Consider the following 16,793-nt stretch of genomic DNA (forward strand, 5'->3'; position numbering starts at 1 on the left):
GAATCTGACGTTTTACTTTAAGTTCGCCGCCGCGATGCGGGCGCGGATGCAAGCCGCCTGTACTTCGCGTACCGCTGCCGCCGGAGCGCCGCAATGAGCGGCACCTACCTGCGCGTCGCGCTCGACCATCCGCTCGCGACCCTGTTCGACTACCGCTGCGATGCGCAGCCGACACCCGTGCCCGGCACGCTCGTGCAGGTGCCGTTCGGCAAGCGGCAGGCCGTCGGGCTCGTCTGCGAAGTCACGACTCACACCGATGTCCCGCCGTCGCGGCTGCGCGCGGTCGATGCGATCTGCGCCGACCTGCCGCCGCTGTCGGCCGACTGGCTCGCGCTCGTGTCGTTCGCTGCCGACTACTATCAGCGCGGGCGCGGCGAGGTCGCATTGCCGGCGTTGCCGCAGGCGCTGCGCGATGCCGGGCGCTGGGGGCGCCTGCTCGCGCCCGAAGTGCGCTACCGGCCGACCGAAGCCGGCCGTGCGGCGCTGCCCGATGCGTTGCCCGCACGCGGCGCGGCGCTGCGGCGGCTCGCGCAGGCGCTCGTCGATACCGGCTCGCTGACGCTGCCCGACGCGCGCGCGCTCCACCCGAAGGCGGCCGCGACGCTCGACGACTGGGCGGCGCGCGGCTGGGTCGATATCGAGGAAATTGGCTGGGCCGATGCGCCTGTGCCCAAAGCTGTGGATAACCTGTCGACAACCGGTGGACGAACTGTGCCGCCGGCGCTGACCGACCAGCAGGCCGAGGCGCTCGACGGGATCCGCGCGGCGGAGGGCTTCGCGCCGTTCCTGCTGCACGGCGTGACGGGCAGCGGCAAGACCGAGGTTTATCTGCATGCGCTTGCGTCGCTGCTCGACGCGCGGCCCGACGCGCAGGCGCTCGTGCTCGTTCCCGAAATCAACCTGACGCCGCAGTTCGAGGCGGCGTTTCGCGCGCGCTTCGCGGGCGCGCTCGCCGACGATGCAATCGTCACGCTGCACAGCGGGCTCGCCGAGGGCGAGCGGGCGCGCAACTGGCTGGCCGCGCACACGGGCCGCGCGCGGATCGTGCTCGGCACGCGGCTCGCGGTGCTTGCGTCGATGCCGACGCTCGCGCTGATCGTCGTCGACGAGGAGCACGAGCCCGCGTACAAGCAGCAGGAAGGGCTGCGCTATTCGGCGCGCGATCTGGCCGTGTGGCGCGCGAAGCAGCTCGGCATCACGGTCGTGCTCGGCTCGGCCACGCCGTCGCTCGAAAGCTGGTGGCAGGCCGAGCAGGGGCGCTACACGCGGCTCACGCTGTCGCGCCGCGCGGTGGCCGACGCGACGCTGCCGACCGTGCGGCTGATCGATCTCGAAGAGGAGCGGCGGCGCGGCCGCGCGTCGATGGGCGGGCTGTCGGGGCCGCTCGTCGCGGCGCTGAAGGCGAGGCTCGAACGCGGCGAGCAGAGCCTCGTGTTCCTGAACCGGCGCGGCTATGCCCCGCAGCTCGCGTGCGACGCATGCGGCTGGGTCGCCGGCTGCCCGCGCTGCAGCGCGTATGTCGTGCTGCACAAGCCCGAGCATGCGCTGCGCTGCCATCACTGCGGCTGGGAATCGCGCATTCCGCGGTCGTGCCCCGAGTGCGGGAACGTCGACATCGCGCCGCTCGGGCGCGGCACCCAGCGTATCGAGGAAGCGCTGGCCGAGGCCGTGCCGGGCGCGCGCGTGCTGCGGATCGACGCGGACAGCACGCGCCGCAAGGGCAGCGCGCAGGCGCTGTTCTCCGACGTGCACGCGGGCGAGGTCGACATCCTGGTCGGCACGCAGATGATCGCGAAGGGGCACGACTTCCAGCGCGTGTCGCTCGTCGGCGTGCTCAACGCCGACACCGCGCTGTTCTCGCACGACTTCCGCGCGAGCGAGCGGCTGTTCGCGCAGCTGATGCAGGTGAGCGGCCGCGCAGGCCGCGCCGGGCTGCCGGGCGAGGTGATGGTGCAGACGCGCTACCCGCGTCACGCGCTGTACCACGCGCTCGGGCGGCAGGATTACGTCGGCTTCGCGAATTCGACGCTCGGCGAGCGCCGCGACGCGCACCTGCCGCCGTTCGTCTATCAGGCGCTGCTGCGCGCCGAAGGGCGCACGCTCGACGCGGCGCTCGCGTTTCTGCTGCAGGCCGCGGCGGCGTTGCCCGGCCTGCCGGGCGCCGATCGCGTGACCGTCTACGACGCGGTGCCGATGACGATCGTCAAGGTCGCGAACGTCCATCGCGCGCAGTTGCTGCTCGAAAGCGCGTCGCGGGCGGCGCTGCAGCATGCGCTGCGGGCCTGGCAGCCGGAGCTGCGCGCGCTGAAGGGCGTGCTGCGATGGAGCGTCGAAGTCGATCCGCTGGATATCTGAGCGGCGCGCTGCCGTATTGAAGACGCCCGGCCCGCCAGGCGCCACCCAACTGTCTGTCGTCCCACCCGAACCGGGCGCCGCACCCGCGTCTCTCCCCCAGTGCAACCCGTTTTCGGCCGCTTCCGCGCGCGCCGAAGGTTGCACACGCGTGCCGAATCGGCCCGATCAGGGAAAACACCGATCCTCCGACCACGGGCAACCCCTAGGTTGCAACCGCATAAGTGGCTGATTATATTGACTAACCTGAAGGTGCAACCTATCTCGCAATTTGGTTGCACCTTTTTATTGCGTGCCGTAGGATTTCGCGCATCCTCTCACACCCTATTGCCGGGCTCGCACCGGCGCACGAACCCACCATGGCAAGCACGACTCTCGGCGTCAAAGTCGACGACCTTCTCCGCTCGCGCCTCAAGGACGCCGCCGCGCGTCTCGAGCGCACTCCCCACTGGCTGATCAAGCAGGCGATCTTCGCGTACCTCGAGCGGATCGAGCACGGCCAGCTGCCGCCCGAGCTGTCGGGCCACAGCGGCGTGACGGAGCTCGCCGACGGTCAGGCGGCGGACGGCGACGACGACAACTCGCCGCATCCGTTCCTCGAGTTCGCGCAGAACGTGCAGCCGCAATCGGTGCTGCGTGCGGCGATCACGGCCGCGTACCGCCGCCCCGAACCGGAATGCGTGCCGTTCCTGCTCGGCCAGGCGCGCCTGCCGGCCAACCTGCAGGCTGACGTGCAGGCGCTCGCGACGAAGCTCGTCGAGGCGCTGCGCGAGAAGAGCTCGGGCGGCGGCGTCGAAGGGCTGATTCACGAGTTCTCGCTGTCGAGCCAGGAAGGCGTCGCGCTGATGTGCCTCGCCGAAGCGCTGCTGCGCATTCCCGATCGCGCGACGCGCGATGCGCTGATCCGCGACAAGATCAGCAAGGGCGACTGGCGCTCGCACGTCGGCCACGCACCGTCGCTGTTCGTGAACGCGGCGACCTGGGGGCTGATGATCACCGGCAAGCTCGTGACGACCAACAGCGAAGCGGGCCTGTCGTCGGCGCTCACGCGCCTGATCGGCCGCGGCGGCGAGCCGCTGATCCGCAAGGGCGTCGACATGGCGATGCGCCTGATGGGCGAGCAGTTCGTCACCGGCGAGACGATTTCCGAAGCGCTCGCGAACAGCCGCAAGTACGAAGCGCGCGGCTTCCGCTACTCGTACGACATGCTCGGCGAAGCGGCGACGACCGAAGAGGACGCGCAGCGCTACTACGCGTCGTACGAACAGGCGATCCACGCGATCGGCAAGGCGGCCGGCGGCCGCGGCATCTACGAAGGCCCGGGCATCTCGATCAAGCTGTCGGCGCTGCACGCGCGCTACTCGCGCTCGCAGCAGGACCGCACGATGAGCGAGCTGCTGCCGCGCGTGCGCGCCCTTGCGCTGCTCGCGCGCCGCTACGACATCGGCCTGAACATCGACGCGGAAGAAGCCGACCGTCTCGAACTGTCGCTCGACCTGCTCGAGGCGCTGTGCTTCGATCCGGATCTCGCGGGCTGGAACGGCATCGGCTTCGTCGTGCAGGGCTACCAGAAGCGCTGCCCGTTCGTGATCGACTACCTGATCGATCTCGCGCGCCGCAGCCGTCACCGCCTGATGATCCGCCTCGTGAAGGGCGCGTACTGGGATACCGAGATCAAGCGTGCGCAGGTCGACGGCCTCGAAGGCTATCCGGTCTATACGCGCAAGATCTACACGGACGTGTCGTACCTCGCGTGCGCGAAGAAGCTGCTCGCGGCGCCGGATGCCGTCTATCCGCAGTTCGCGACGCACAACGCGCACACGCTGGCCGCGATCTACCAGCTCGCGGGCCAGAACTACTACCCGGGCCAGTACGAATTCCAGTGCCTGCACGGGATGGGCGAGCCGCTGTACGAGGAAGTCACCGGCCGCGACAAGCTGAACCGCCCGTGCCGCGTGTATGCGCCGGTCGGCACGCACGAGACGCTGCTCGCGTACCTGGTGCGCCGCCTGCTGGAGAACGGCGCGAACACGTCGTTCGTGAACCGCATCGCCGATAAGGCGGTGCCGGTGAAGGAACTGGTCGCCGATCCGGTCGACGAAGCGTCGAAGGTCGTGCCGCTCGGCGCGCCGCACGCGAAGATCCCGCTGCCGCGCAACCTGTACGGCGACGAGCGTCCCAACTCGATGGGCCTCGACCTGTCGAACGAACACCGCCTCGCATCGCTGTCGTCCGCGCTGCTCGCGAGCGCGCACTTCCCGTGGCGCGCGGCGCCGATGCTCGACGACGACACGCTCGCCGACGCACCGGCACGCGACGTGCGCAACCCGGCCGACCAGCGCGACCTGGTCGGCACGGTCAGCGAAGCGACGGCCGAACACGTGAGCGCGGCGCTCGCGCATGCGGTGGCCGCCGCGCCGATCTGGCAGGCGACGCCGGTGGACGCGCGCGCCGACTGCCTGGTGCGCGCAGCCGACCTGCTCGAAGCGCAGATGCACACGCTGATGGGCCTGATCGTGCGCGAAGCCGGCAAGTCGCTGCCGAACGCGATCGCCGAGATCCGCGAAGCGGTCGACTTCCTGCGCTACTACGCAGCGCAGATCCGCGACGAATTCTCGAACGACACGCACCGTCCGCTCGGGCCGGTGGTCTGTATCAGCCCGTGGAACTTCCCGCTGGCGATCTTCATGGGCCAGGTGGCCGCGGCGCTGGCAGCAGGCAACACGGTGCTCGCGAAGCCGGCCGAACAGACGCCGCTGATCGCCGCCCAGGCCGTGCGCCTGCTGCGCGAGGCCGGCGTGCCGGCCGGTGCGGTGCAACTGCTGCCGGGCGACGGCGAGACCGTCGGCGCGGCGCTGGTCGCCGATCCGCGCACGCGTGCGGTGATGTTCACCGGTTCGACCGAAGTCGCGCGCCTGATCAACAAAACGCTGTCCGCGCGCCTCGACCCGGACGGCAAGCCGATTCCGCTGATCGCGGAAACGGGCGGCCAGAACGCGATGATCGTCGACTCGTCGGCGCTCGCGGAGCAGGTCGTCGCGGACGTGATGCAGTCGTCGTTCGATTCGGCCGGTCAACGGTGTTCGGCGCTGCGCGTTCTGTGTCTGCAGGACGATGTCGCGGACCGCACGCTGACGATGCTGAAGGGCGCGATGCACGAGCTGGCGCTCGGCAACCCGGACCGGCTGTCGACGGACGTCGGCCCGGTGATCGACGGCGAAGCGAAGCAGACGATCGACACGCACGTCGCGACGATGAAGGACAAGGGCCACGCGGTCACGCAACTGCCGTCGCCGGAAGCCTGCGCGCACGGCACGTTCGTGCCGCCGACGCTGATCGAGATCGGCACCATCGACGAGCTGAAGCGTGAAGTGTTCGGCCCCGTGCTGCACGTGGTGCGCTACCGCCGCAGCCAGCTCGACAAGCTGCTCGAGCAGATCCGTGCAACGGGTTACGGGCTGACGCTCGGCATCCACACGCGGATCGACGAGACGATCGCGCACGTGATTTCGAATGCGCACGTCGGCAACATCTACGTGAACCGCAACGTGATCGGCGCGGTGGTCGGCGTGCAGCCGTTCGGTGGCGAAGGGTTGTCGGGCACGGGCCCGAAGGCCGGCGGCGCGCTGTACCTGCAGCGCCTGCTCGCGACGCGTCCGTCGGGCCTGCCGCGCTCGCTCGCGCAGACGCTGATCGCGGACGGTGCGGTTGAAGGCGATGCGCGCGGCAATCCGGCGGCGGCACTCACGACGCTGCGCGACTGGCTGATCGAGCAGCGCGAGCCGGCACTGGCGGCACGTTGCGACGGCTATCTGGCACAGGTGCCGGCTGGCGCGACCGCCGTGCTGACCGGGCCGACGGGCGAGCGAAACACGTATACACTCGGCCCGCGCGGCACGGTGCTGTGTGTCGCGGCGACGCCAAGCGGCGCGCGTGCGCAGTTCGCGGCGGTGCTGGCGACCGGCAACCGTGCGCTGTTCGCCGGCGCGGCCGGCGAGGCGCTGGTCGCCGCGCTGCCCGCGTCGCTGAAGGCGCAGGCAACCGTGCGCAAGCAGGCCGACGTGCCGTTCGACGCGGTGCTGTTCGAAGGCGACAGCGACGAGCTGCAGACGCTGGTCAAGGACGTCGCGCAGCGGCCGGGCCCGATCGTGTCGGTGCAGGGCGTGTCGGTGGGCGCGTTCGAGAACGGCGATGCGGAAGATTACGCGCTGGAACGGCTGTTGACGGAGCGCTCGGTGAGCGTGAACACGGCGGCGGCCGGCGGCAATGCGAATTTGATGACGATCGGCTGATCATCCTTGCCGTTCGGATCAAACAAAGGAAGCGGCAAGGCGATCCCGAAGCCGCTCCATTTACCCTGGTACCAAGGAGATGCTATGCAACACACGATGAAAAAGCTGGCAGGCGCGACGTTCGTCGCGGTCATGTCGCTGGCGGGGACGGCCCATGCGGATGACGTGAAGATCGGTTACGCAGGGCCGATGACGGGCGCGCAGGCGCACTACGGCAAGGATATGCAGAACGGGATCGTGCTCGCGCTGGAAGACTTCAACGCGACGAACCCGAAGATCGGCGGCAAGCCGGTGAAGTTCGTGCTGAACACGCAGGACGACCAGGCTGACCCGCGCACGGGCACGACGGTCGCGCAGAAGCTCGTCGACGACGGCATCAAGGGCATGCTCGGCCACTTCAACTCGGGCACGACGATCCCGGCTTCGCGCATCTACGCGAACGCGGGCATTCCGGAAATCGCGATGGCGACGGCACCGGAATACACGCAGCAGGGCTACAAGACGACCTTCCGCATGATGACGTCCGACACGCAGCAGGGCTCGGTGGCCGGTACGTTCGCGTCGAAGGATCTCGGCATGAAGAAGATCGCGATCGTCGACGACCGCACGGCCTACGGCCAGGGTCTTGCCGACCAGTTCGAGAAGGCCGCGAAGGCTGGCGGTGCGACGATCGTCGACCGTGAATTCACGAACGACAAGGCAGTCGACTTCAAGGCGATTCTGACCAAGATCAAGTCGACGAAGCCGGACCTCGTCTACTACGGCGGCGCGGATTCGCAGGCAGCGCCGATGGTCAAGCAGATGAAGACGCTCGGCATCGCCGCACCGCTGATGAGCGGCGAAATGGTGAAGACGCCGACGTTCCTGAAGATCGCCGGCAACGCGGCCGACGGTACGATCGCTTCGCTGGCCGGCCTCCCGCTGGAAGAAATGCCGGGCGGCAAGACCTACGCCGACAAGTACAAGAAGCGCTTCGGCGAAGACGTGCAGACGTACTCGCCGTACGCGTACGACGGCGCGATGGCGATGCTGAACGCGATGAAGAAGGCCGATTCGACCGATCCGGCGAAGTACCTGCCGGTGCTCGCGAAGTCCGACATGGCGGGCGTGACGTCGACGCACGTCGCGTATGACGCGAAGGGCGACCTGAAGAACGGCGGCATCACGATGTACAAGGTCGAGAAGGGCGAGTGGAAGCCGCTGAAGAGCATCGGCGGCAAGTAAGCAGCCCGTCGTGATGTTTTGACGCGCGGGCGGCGGCGAAGGTCGCTGCCCGGTCGCTCATGACAAAAAGCCACCGGGCCGTTGAGGCCGGGTGGCTTTTTCATTGGCGTGTGCAGGCGTCAGTCCCGGCGCACGCGCAGCAGGAATTTCTGCAGCTTGCCGGTCGGCGTGCGCGGCAGCGCCTGCGCGAACGTGAACTCGCGCGGGACCTTGTACGCAGCGAGCCGCTCGCCGCAGAACGCGCGCAGCGCATCCGCGTCGGGCGCCGCGTTCGCGCGCAGCACGACGTGCGCGACGACCGTCTCGCCCCAGTCGGGATGCGGGGCGCCGACGACGGCCGCCTCGGCGATGTCCGGGTGCGCGCCGAGCACGTCCTCCACTTCCTTCGAATAGACGTTCTCGCCGCCCGTGACGATCATGTCCTTCAGCCGGTCGACGATGAACAGATAGCCATCCTGATCGATCCGCGCGATGTCGCCGGTACGATACCAGCCGTCCGGCGCGAACGCGGCGCGCGTCGCGGCCGCGTCGTCGAGATAGCCGAGCATCATGCAGTCGGTCTTCAGCCAGATCTCGCCGGTCTCGCCCGGCCGCGCATCGGCGCCGTCCATCCGCACGACGCGCAGGTCGACGCCCGGGCCGCCCTGGCGGCCGATCGAGCCGGCCTTCGCGATCTGCTCGTCCGGATACAGCGTCGTGCCGGCCGGGCCCGTTTCGGTCATCCCGTACACCTGGAAGAACGCGTGGCTGCGATACGCATGTGCGAGCCGTTCGGCCTGCGCGGCGCCGATCGGCCCGCCGCCGTACAGCCACGCGCGCACGCTCGACAGGTCGAACGCCGCGAAACCGTCGATCGTGTCGAGCGGCAGCGTGTACGACACCGGCGCGCCGAAATACATCGTCACGCGCTCGCGCTCGATGGCCTGCAGGAAGCGCAGCGGATGGTATTCGCGCAGCAGCACGACGGTGCCGCCCGCGAGCAGCGTGCCGCCGAACCAGTTGTTCAGCGGCGACGAATGCCAGATCGGCATCGCCATCAGCGTGCGCTCGTTGCGGCCGATGCCGGTCGCGAGCGCCGCCTGCATCGCCGCGAGCGTCACGGTGCGATGACTGTGCACGCAGCCTTTCGGGCGGCCGGTCGTGCCGGACGTGTAGAGGATCTGCGCGATGTCGCCGTCGGCCGGCTCGATGCCCGCGAGGCCGTCCCGCGTCGCGCACATCGTGTCGAAGTTCGGCACGCCGTCGAGCTCGCCCTCGGTCACGATCCGCCGCGCCGGATGCACGAGGCGCTCGACCACCGGCGCGAGCGCCACGTCGAACAGCAGTGCCTTGCTGCGGCTGTGTTCGAGCACGTAGTCGACTTCCGGCGCCTGCAGCTTGTGGTTGATCGGCACGAACGCCGCGCCGAGCCGCCAGGCGCCGAACATCAGGTCGACGAAGGCCGGCGTGTTGAAGCACATCGCGGCGACGCGGTCGCCGGCCGCGACGCCGAGCGCGCTCAGCACGGCCGCCGCGCGGTGCGAGCGCTCGCGTGCGGCGGCATACGTGATCGTCGCGGATTCGCTGACGAGGAACGGCTTGTCGGGCGTCGCACGGGCGGCGCGGTCGAGGGCGGCGACGAGGTTCATCGAGGCTCCGGGCAGGACGGGGGGCGGCGCCGATCAGGCCGGGTACGCGCGCTGCAGCAGCGCGGCGACGTCGATCGCATGCGGGTCGAAGCCGCCCGCAACGCGGCCCCAGTCGGGCGCGGCGAGCCGCGTCGCGACGAACGCGTCGGCGACGGCCGCCGGTGCATCGCGGCGCAGCAGGCAGGCCTGCGCGACGAGCGCGAGCCGCTGCGCGAACACGCGGCCCGATGCTTCGAGCGTGTCGGCCGGCGCCGCGAGCATCGCGCGCAGCGCGTCGAGCGCCGCACGGATGCGCGGCTCGCCCGCGCCGAGGCCGGCGAGTTCGTCGAACAGCGCGGCGGCCGCGTCGGGCTCGCGCGATATCGCGCGCAGCACGTCGAGGCACATCACGTTGCCCGAGCCTTCCCAGATCGAGTTGACGGGCGCTTCGCGGAACAGCCGCGCGATCGGGCCGTCGTCGACGTAGCCGTTGCCGCCGAATACTTCCATCACCTCGCCGGTCAGCTCGACCGCGCGCTTGCAGACCCAGAATTTCGCGGCGGGCGTGACGATCCGCTTCCATGCGCGTTCGCGCGGCGAGTCGTCGCGTTCGAACGCGTCGGCGAGGCGCATCGCGAGCGACAGCGCGGCTTCGCTTTCGAGCGCGAGATCGGCGAGCACGGTGCGCATCAGCGGCTGTTCGGCGAGCGCGCGGCCGAACGCGTGGCGCTGGCGCGTGTACGCGATCGCCTGCACGACGCCCTGGCGCAGCATCGCCGCGCTGCCGAGCACGCAGTTCAGCCGCGTGTAGGTGGCCATCTCGATGATGGTCGGAATGCCGCGGCCTTCGTCGCCGAGCATGATGCCCCACGCGTCGTTCAGTTCGATTTCGCTGCTGGAGTTGCTGCGGTTGCCGACCTTGTTCTTCAGCCGCTGGATCTCGACCGCGTTCTTCGTGCCGTCGGGCCGCCAGCGCGGCACGTAGAAGCACGACGGGCCGCCGGCTTCGGTGCGTGCGACGACGAGGTGCGCGTCGCACATCGGCGCGGAGAAGAACCACTTGTGGCCGCGCAGCCGGTATTCGCCGCCGCGCCCGCCCGCGCCGACCGGCGTGGCGAGCGTCGTGTTCGCGCGCACGTCGGAGCCGCCCTGTTTCTCGGTCATCCCCATGCCGAACCAGATCGCGCGCTTGTCGGCGACCGGGACGTCGCGGGGATCGTAATCGTCGCTGTAGAGCTTGTCGCGCAGCAGGTCCCACAGTGCCGGCTCCTTCTGCAGCACGGGGATCGCGGCCTGCGTCATCGTGGCCGGGCACAGCGTGCCGGCCTCGATCTGGCCATGCAGGTAGAAGCCCGCGGCGGTCGCGGCCCAGCGGCCGCGGCGAGACTCGCGGAACGCGAGCGACACGAAGCCTTCGTGGCGATACTGGCCGAGCAGCGCGTGCCATGCGGGGTGGAAGTCGACGCGGTCGATGCGCCGGCCGCGCCGGTCGAACGTGTTCAGTTCCGGCGCATGGTGGTTCGCTTCGTCGGCGAGCCGCGCGGTGTCGGCGCTGCCGAGCCGCGCGCCGTATGCGTCGAGCTGCGGCACGGCCCACTCGGCGCCTGCCCGGGCGAGCGCGTCGCGCAGCGCGAGATCCGTCGCGAAGAGGTTATAGTCGACGAGTTCGTCGAACTGGTTCGCGACGGCGTGAGTCGATTCGGTCATCGAGCGTGTCTCCGGTCTCAGGCTTCGCGGGCAGCCGGCGTCATGCCGTACGGACGGCGCGTCGGCGCGGGTTCCGGCGCCCGGTAAAACGTATTCCCTGCTGATTTCAGAGTAGCAAATATGCCGCCGCGACATGTTCAGGTTCCGGCGCCGCCCGGCCAGCCGGCGGCGCAACCCGCGCCCGCCTTGCGCCGCCGGCCGCGCCAGTCGCGCGCGCAGGCGAGTTCCGACGCGCTGCAGCAGGCCTTCGTTCAGCTTTTGCTCGAACGCGGCTATGCAAAGGCGACGATCCGCGAGATCGCGGCCGTCGCGGGCGTCAGCATCGGCACCTTCTACGAGTATTTCGGCGACAAGCAGAGCCTTGCCGCGCTCTGCATCCACCGCCGCGTGCTGGCGCTGGCCGACCGGCTGCGCGACACGGTGCAGCGGTTGCGCGGCGTGCCGCGGGCCGAACTGGCCGCCGCGCTCGTCGATCTGCAGGTCGACGCGATCGCCGCCGACGCGGCGCTGTGGGGCGCGCTGTTCGTGCTGGAGCGGCAGGTGTCGCCGCTGGCCGCGTATCGCCGGCATTACGACGCGTATGTCGCGCTGTGGCGCGACGCACTGGCCCATACGGCCGATCCGCCGCCGGCCGGGCGGCTCGACGGGCTCGCACGCATGGCTCACGCGATCTGCTACGGCGGCCTGTCGCAGGCGTTGCTGACGCTCGGGCCTGCGCTCGATTTCGCCGCGCAACGCCGCGAACTGCGGGCCGTGCTGCTCGCGTACCTGGCAGCGGCGGATGCGTAGCATTCCGTAGGGGAAATGCCTGATTCGCATGTCAGGCCCGTCGGTCTGCCTTGTCGCTGCGTGCTTCTCTCCTTGAGCCATGAGAAAAATGCATGGCCGCCATGACGAACTTTCGATTGTCCGCCGATATTGGCTGGGGCTAAATCATGCGGCAGATGCAGGGCCGCACACGCCGCGCGGCCCCGCCCGAAGGACATCAGAAGGAGGAGTCATGCGAAGCGCCACCGCGCCCCGTTCGAAACTGCCCGACGTCGGCACGACGATCTTCACGGTGATCGGCCAGCTGGCCGCTCAACACGATGCGTTGAACCTGTCGCAGGGCGCGCCGAATTTCGCGCCCGATCCGGCGCTCGTCGAAGGCGTTGCGCGCGCGATGCGCGACGGGCACAACCAGTACGCGCCGATGGCGGGCGTCATGGCGCTGCGCGAGCGGCTCGCCGAGAAGACGGAAGCGTTGTACGGCGCACGCTATGACCCCGCGACCGAAATCACGGTGATCGCGAGCGCGAGCGAAGGGCTGTACGCGGCAATCAGCGCGCTCGTGCATCCGGGCGACGAGGTGATCCATTTCGAGCCGTCGTTCGACAGCTATGCGCCGATCGTGCGGCTGCAGGGCGCGACGCCGGTCGCGATCAAGCTGTCGCCCGGGCATTTCCGCGTGAACTGGGATGAGGTCGCCGCCGCGATCACGCCGCGCACGCGGATGATCATCGTCAACACGCCGCACAACCCGACCGCGACGGTGTTCTCGGCCGACGATCTCGAGCGGCTCGCGCAGCTCACGCGCGACACGGGCATCGTCGTGCTGTCCGACGAGGTCTACGAGCACGTCGTGTTCGACGGCGCGCAGCACCAGAGCGTCGCGCGCCACCGCGAGCTGGCCGAGCGCAGCGTGATCGTGTCGTCGTTCGGCAAGTCGTTCCACGTGACCGGCTGGCGGGTCGGCCATTGCCTCGCGCCGGCCGAACTGATGGACGAGATTCGCAAGGTGCACCAGTTCATGGTGTTCTCGGCCGACACGCCGATGCAGTTCGCGTTCGCCGAGATCCTCGCGCGGCCGGACAGCTATCTCGGCCTGTCGGCGTTCTACCAGGCCAAGCGCGACCTGCTCGCGCGCGAGCTGGCCGATTCGCGTTTCGAGCTGCTGCCGAGCGAAGGCTCGTTCTTCATGCTCGCGCGTTTCCGCCACTTCTCGGACGAAAGCGACAGCGATTTCGTGCTGCGCCTGATCCGCGACGCGCGGGTCGCGACGATTCCGCTGTCGGCGTTCTATACCGACGGCACCGACGCCGGCGTGATCCGGCTCAGTTTTTCGAAGGACGACGCGACGCTGGTCGAAGGCGCGCGGCGGCTGCGTTCGCTGTAAGAAACCGGCGACGGGCACCCGGCGACGGGCATGTCGCATCGACCAGTCACAGGAGATCACGATGAAGCACACGGCCACCCTGAAACTCGCGTTTGCGCTCGCATGCGCAATCGGCTCCGGCGCCGCGCTCGCCGATACGCAGACGCTGCGTTTCGGCCTCGAAGCGCAATACCCGCCGTTCGAATCGAAAGCGCCGAACGGCGACCTGCAAGGCTTCGACATCGACGTCGGCAATGCCGTCTGCCGGACGGCGAAGTTGTCGTGCAAATGGGTCGAGACGTCGTTCGACGGGCTGATTCCCGCGCTGAAGGGCCGCAAGTTCGACGCGATCAACTCGGCGATGAACGCGACCGAGCAGCGGCGCCAGGCGATCGACTTTACGACGATCGTCTATCGCGTGCCGACCCAGCTGATCGCGCGCACCGGCAGCGGCCTGCTGCCGACGCCCGAATCGCTGAAGGGCAAGCGCGTCGGCGTGCTGCAGGCGTCGATCCAGGAAACCTTCGCGAAGGCGCACTGGGAACCGGCCGGCGTCGCGATCGTCGCGTACCAGGACCAGAACCAGGCGTATGCGGACCTTGTAGCGGGCCGCCTCGACGCGACGCTCGTGCTCGCACCGTCCGGCCAGCGCGGCTTCCTGTCGCGCCCGGACGGCAAGGGCTTCTCGTTCGTCGGCCAGCCGTTGCACGACGACAAGATCCTCGGCAGCGGCATCGCATTCGGCCTGCGCAAGGGCGACGACGCGCTGAAGGCGAAGCTCGACGCGGCGATCGACAAGCTGAAGGCGGACGGCACGGTGAAGTCGCTCGGCCTGAAGTATTTCGGCGATATCGACATTTCGACGAAGTAAGCGGGGCCGCGATGCAGAACCGGGAGACGGTTGCCGCGGGCGGCGAGGCGCGCGGCGATGCGCAGCCGGGCGAGGCGCTCGACGCCGTGCTCGTTGCCGAACTGGGCGACGCGCTCGTCACCCGTGCCGCCGACATCGATCCGCGGTACTTCACCGCGTACAACGAGCCGGCCGGCGTGCGGCCGCGTGCGCTGGTGCGCCCGCGCAGCGTCGACGACGTGTCGCGCACGCTCGCGCTGTGCGCGCGGCTCGGGCAGCCGGTCGTGCCGCAGGGCGGGCTGACGGGGCTCGCGCGTGGCGCAGTCGCGCTCGGCGGCGAGGTCGTGCTGTCGATGGAGCGCTTGGCCGGTATCGAAGCGATCGACGCGGCGGCCGGCACGATGACCGTGCGCGCGGGGACGCCGCTGCAGACGGTGCAGGAAGCCGCGGAAGCGGCGGGGTTCACGTTCGGCGTCGATCTCGGCGCGCGCGGCTCGTGCCAGATCGGCGGCATGCTCGCGACCAATGCGGGCGGCACGCGCGCGATCCGCTACGGGATGATGCGCGAGCAGGTGCTCGGGCTCGAGGCGGTGCTCGCGGACGGCACGGTCGTGTCGTCGATGAACCGGATGCTGAAGAACAACGCGGGCTACGACCTGAAGCAGTTGTTCATCGGCAGCGAGGGGACGCTCGGCGTCGTCACGCGCGCGGTGTTGCGGCTGCATCCGCTGCTCGCCGCGCCGGCCACGGCGCTCTGCCGTGTGCGCGACTACGGCGCGGTGGTCGCGCTGTGGAACCGCGTGCGCACGCTGCCGGAAGTCGTCAGTTTCGAGGCGATGTGGCCGGCGTTCTACGACTACGTCGCGCGTCATACGCCGGGTGTCTCGGCGCCGTTTGTCGGCGAGGAGGGTTTCGCGGTACTGATCGAATGCGCGACGAGCGCACCGGGCGGCGACGCGCCCCAGTCGCTGGAAACCGGTCTCGCGGCGGGGTTCGACGCAGGGCTCGTGGACGACGCGGTGCTCGCGGCATCGGAGCGGCAGGCGCGCGACCTGTGGACGCTGCGCGAAGGTCTCGCGATCGATGCGCTGCCGCATCTCTTCAACTTCGACGTGAGTTTGCCGACCGGCGAACTCGGCGCGTTCGCCGAACGCTGCGAGGCGGCGTTGCGGGCGCGCTGGCCGGACGTCACGTGCCTGTTCTTCGGCCATGTCGGCGACGGCAACGTGCATATCGGCGTGTCGCTGGCCGGGATGACCGACGCGGACCTCGATGCGCTCGATCACGGCGTGTACGCAGTGGTGCGCGACATGGGCGGCTCGGTGTCCGCCGAGCACGGGATCGGCGTGCTCAAGCGTCCTTATCTCGCGCATACGCGCAGCGACGCGGAAATCGGGCTGATGCGGCGCCTGAAGGCCGCGCTGGACCCGCGCGGCATTCTCAATCCCGGCAAGGTGCTTTGACAGCGCCGATTCCCGTGCGTGCGGGAATCGACCTGCCTGATGCTTCAGCCGTCCACCCAGCGCAGCGCGCCGATCTTCAGGTGTTCGACGACGCTGCGTGCCCAATCCAGCTCCGCATTGAGCAGCACCAGCGCATGTTCGTTCTGCAGCAGGAACAGGCGCGGCACCTGGTCGGCTTGCGCGGTGGCGCGCAGCGCTTCCAGCCGTTCGCGTTCGGCGTCGAGCCGCGCAATCCGCAGTTCGAGCTGGTGACGGGCATCTTCGGCGTCGAGCAGCGGCAGGAACGCGAGACCGGCGCCGAACACCGGGAATTCACGTGCGGGCTCCGCGAGCAGCGCATGCAGCCACGCCTGCCCCGCCGTATGCCCGGCTTCGGTCAGCGCATACAGCGTGCGCTCCGGAAACGCGCCGTCGCGCTCGGTGTCGTGCACGGCGATCATCCCGTCGCGCAGCAGCCGGTCGATCGTCTGGTAGAGGCTCGTGCGCTGCCGCACGTTGACGACTTCGTCGTATCCGCGGGCCTTCAGTTGCTGCAACATCCCATACGGATGCATGGGCGTTTCGGTGAGCGTCGCGAGGACGGCCAGCGCAAGCGGGGACGGGCGGCTCGTAGGCATGAATAGTTAGAATATATCTAGTAAGAATATAACTATTCTCAATCAGACTATCTTATTTCACAAGGGTTTCAGCCGAGGTGCGAACGCTTCGCGGCCGGTGCGACGGTTTCCATCGTCGCGAGACCATGCACGATTCCGCAATCCTCGACCGAATGCTCGCCGACGCACTGGCGGCGCAATTCGGTGAGCTGGTCGCGCAGATGCGTGAGTTCCGCCAGGCGCGCATCGACGTGTCCGATGTGATCGTCGAGCAGCGAATTGATCGAATCGCAGCGGTCGGCCGGCGTGTCGGTGAGCTGCAGCAACGCGCGGATTTCGTCGTGCGCCATGTCGAGCGCGCGGCAGTTGCGGATGAAGCGCAGCCGTTCGACGTGCACGTCGGTGTAGTTGCGGTAGTTCGAGTCGGTGCGCTCCGCATCCGGCATCAGACCCTCTTTCTCGTAGAAACGGATCGTCTCGGGGGTGCAGCGGGCCGCTTTGGCCAGTTCGCCGATCTTCATGCCTTTCTCCCGTGTAAGGGTTGACCTTGTAGTGGCTTCAGGGTGTT

11 protein-coding genes are annotated in these 16,793 nt (G+C 69.1%); 7 read left to right on the forward strand and 4 right to left on the reverse strand.

Annotation, left to right across the window (positions count from 1 at the left end; genetic code table 11):
* Positions 1-93 precede the first annotated feature (93 nt).
* The 3 genes from OHZ10_RS00590 (at position 94) to OHZ10_RS00600 (ending at position 7,868) form a co-directional block, all read left to right on the forward strand.
* Positions 94-2,355 carry a primosomal protein N' gene (locus OHZ10_RS00590; RefSeq protein WP_174993431.1) on the forward strand — a complete coding sequence of 754 codons (2,262 nt, stop codon included), beginning with the start codon at positions 94-96 and terminating at the stop codon, positions 2,353-2,355.
* 356 nt (positions 2,356-2,711) lie between these two features.
* Positions 2,712-6,644: a trifunctional transcriptional regulator/proline dehydrogenase/L-glutamate gamma-semialdehyde dehydrogenase gene (gene putA, locus OHZ10_RS00595; protein ID WP_174993430.1), complete on the forward strand. Its 3,933-nt coding sequence runs from the start codon at positions 2,712-2,714 to the stop codon at positions 6,642-6,644.
* Positions 6,645-6,728: 84 nt separating this feature from the next.
* Positions 6,729-7,868, forward strand: a complete 1,140-nt coding sequence (locus OHZ10_RS00600) for a branched-chain amino acid ABC transporter substrate-binding protein (protein WP_166963881.1) — start codon at positions 6,729-6,731, stop codon at positions 7,866-7,868.
* Positions 7,869-7,987: 119 nt separating this feature from the next.
* On the opposite strand, the gene OHZ10_RS00605 is transcribed toward OHZ10_RS00600, so the two are convergent.
* Both OHZ10_RS00605 and OHZ10_RS00610 read right to left on the reverse strand, forming a co-directional pair.
* Entirely contained in the window at positions 7,988-9,496 is a 1,509-nt protein-coding gene (locus tag OHZ10_RS00605) for a class I adenylate-forming enzyme family protein (RefSeq protein ID WP_340623687.1), read from the reverse strand.
* A 33-nt stretch (positions 9,497-9,529) separates the two neighbouring features.
* A complete protein-coding gene (locus OHZ10_RS00610; RefSeq protein ID WP_342703340.1) occupies positions 9,530-11,182 on the reverse strand; it encodes an acyl-CoA dehydrogenase family protein in 1,653 nt (550 codons plus the stop codon).
* Positions 11,183-11,302: 120 nt separating this feature from the next.
* On the opposite strand from OHZ10_RS00610, the gene OHZ10_RS00615 reads away from it, so the two are divergent.
* The 4 genes from OHZ10_RS00615 to OHZ10_RS00630 all read left to right on the forward strand — a co-directional run bounded on the left by OHZ10_RS00615 (position 11,303) and on the right by OHZ10_RS00630 (position 15,629).
* Complete coding sequence (locus OHZ10_RS00615) at positions 11,303-11,971, forward strand: TetR/AcrR family transcriptional regulator (RefSeq protein ID WP_059232786.1); 669 nt, start codon at positions 11,303-11,305, stop codon at positions 11,969-11,971.
* A gap of 211 nt (positions 11,972-12,182) precedes the next feature.
* Complete coding sequence (locus OHZ10_RS00620; protein ID WP_059232785.1) at positions 12,183-13,337, forward strand: pyridoxal phosphate-dependent aminotransferase; 1,155 nt, start codon at positions 12,183-12,185, stop codon at positions 13,335-13,337.
* Positions 13,338-13,398: 61 nt separating this feature from the next.
* The gene (locus tag OHZ10_RS00625; RefSeq protein WP_342703342.1) at positions 13,399-14,187 is read left to right on the forward strand and encodes an ABC transporter substrate-binding protein; all 789 of its coding nucleotides are present in this window, start codon (positions 13,399-13,401) and stop codon (positions 14,185-14,187) included.
* Positions 14,188-14,198: 11 nt separating this feature from the next.
* Entirely contained in the window at positions 14,199-15,629 is a 1,431-nt protein-coding gene (locus OHZ10_RS00630) for an FAD-binding oxidoreductase (protein ID WP_342703344.1), read from the forward strand.
* 44 nt (positions 15,630-15,673) lie between these two features.
* Here OHZ10_RS00630 and OHZ10_RS00635 read toward each other — a convergent pair whose 3' ends face one another.
* Both OHZ10_RS00635 and cadR read right to left on the reverse strand, forming a co-directional pair.
* Positions 15,674-16,246: a PadR family transcriptional regulator gene (locus OHZ10_RS00635; protein WP_174993425.1), complete on the reverse strand. Its 573-nt coding sequence runs from the start codon at positions 16,244-16,246 to the stop codon at positions 15,674-15,676.
* A 68-nt stretch (positions 16,247-16,314) separates the two neighbouring features.
* The gene (cadR, locus tag OHZ10_RS00640; RefSeq protein WP_011546785.1) at positions 16,315-16,746 is read right to left on the reverse strand and encodes a Cd(II)/Pb(II)-responsive transcriptional regulator; all 432 of its coding nucleotides are present in this window, start codon (positions 16,744-16,746) and stop codon (positions 16,315-16,317) included.
* Between the last annotated feature and the right edge of the window lie 47 nt (positions 16,747-16,793).

The organism is Burkholderia arboris (assembly GCF_038723655.1).
GTDB lineage: Bacteria > Pseudomonadota > Gammaproteobacteria > Burkholderiales > Burkholderiaceae > Burkholderia > Burkholderia arboris.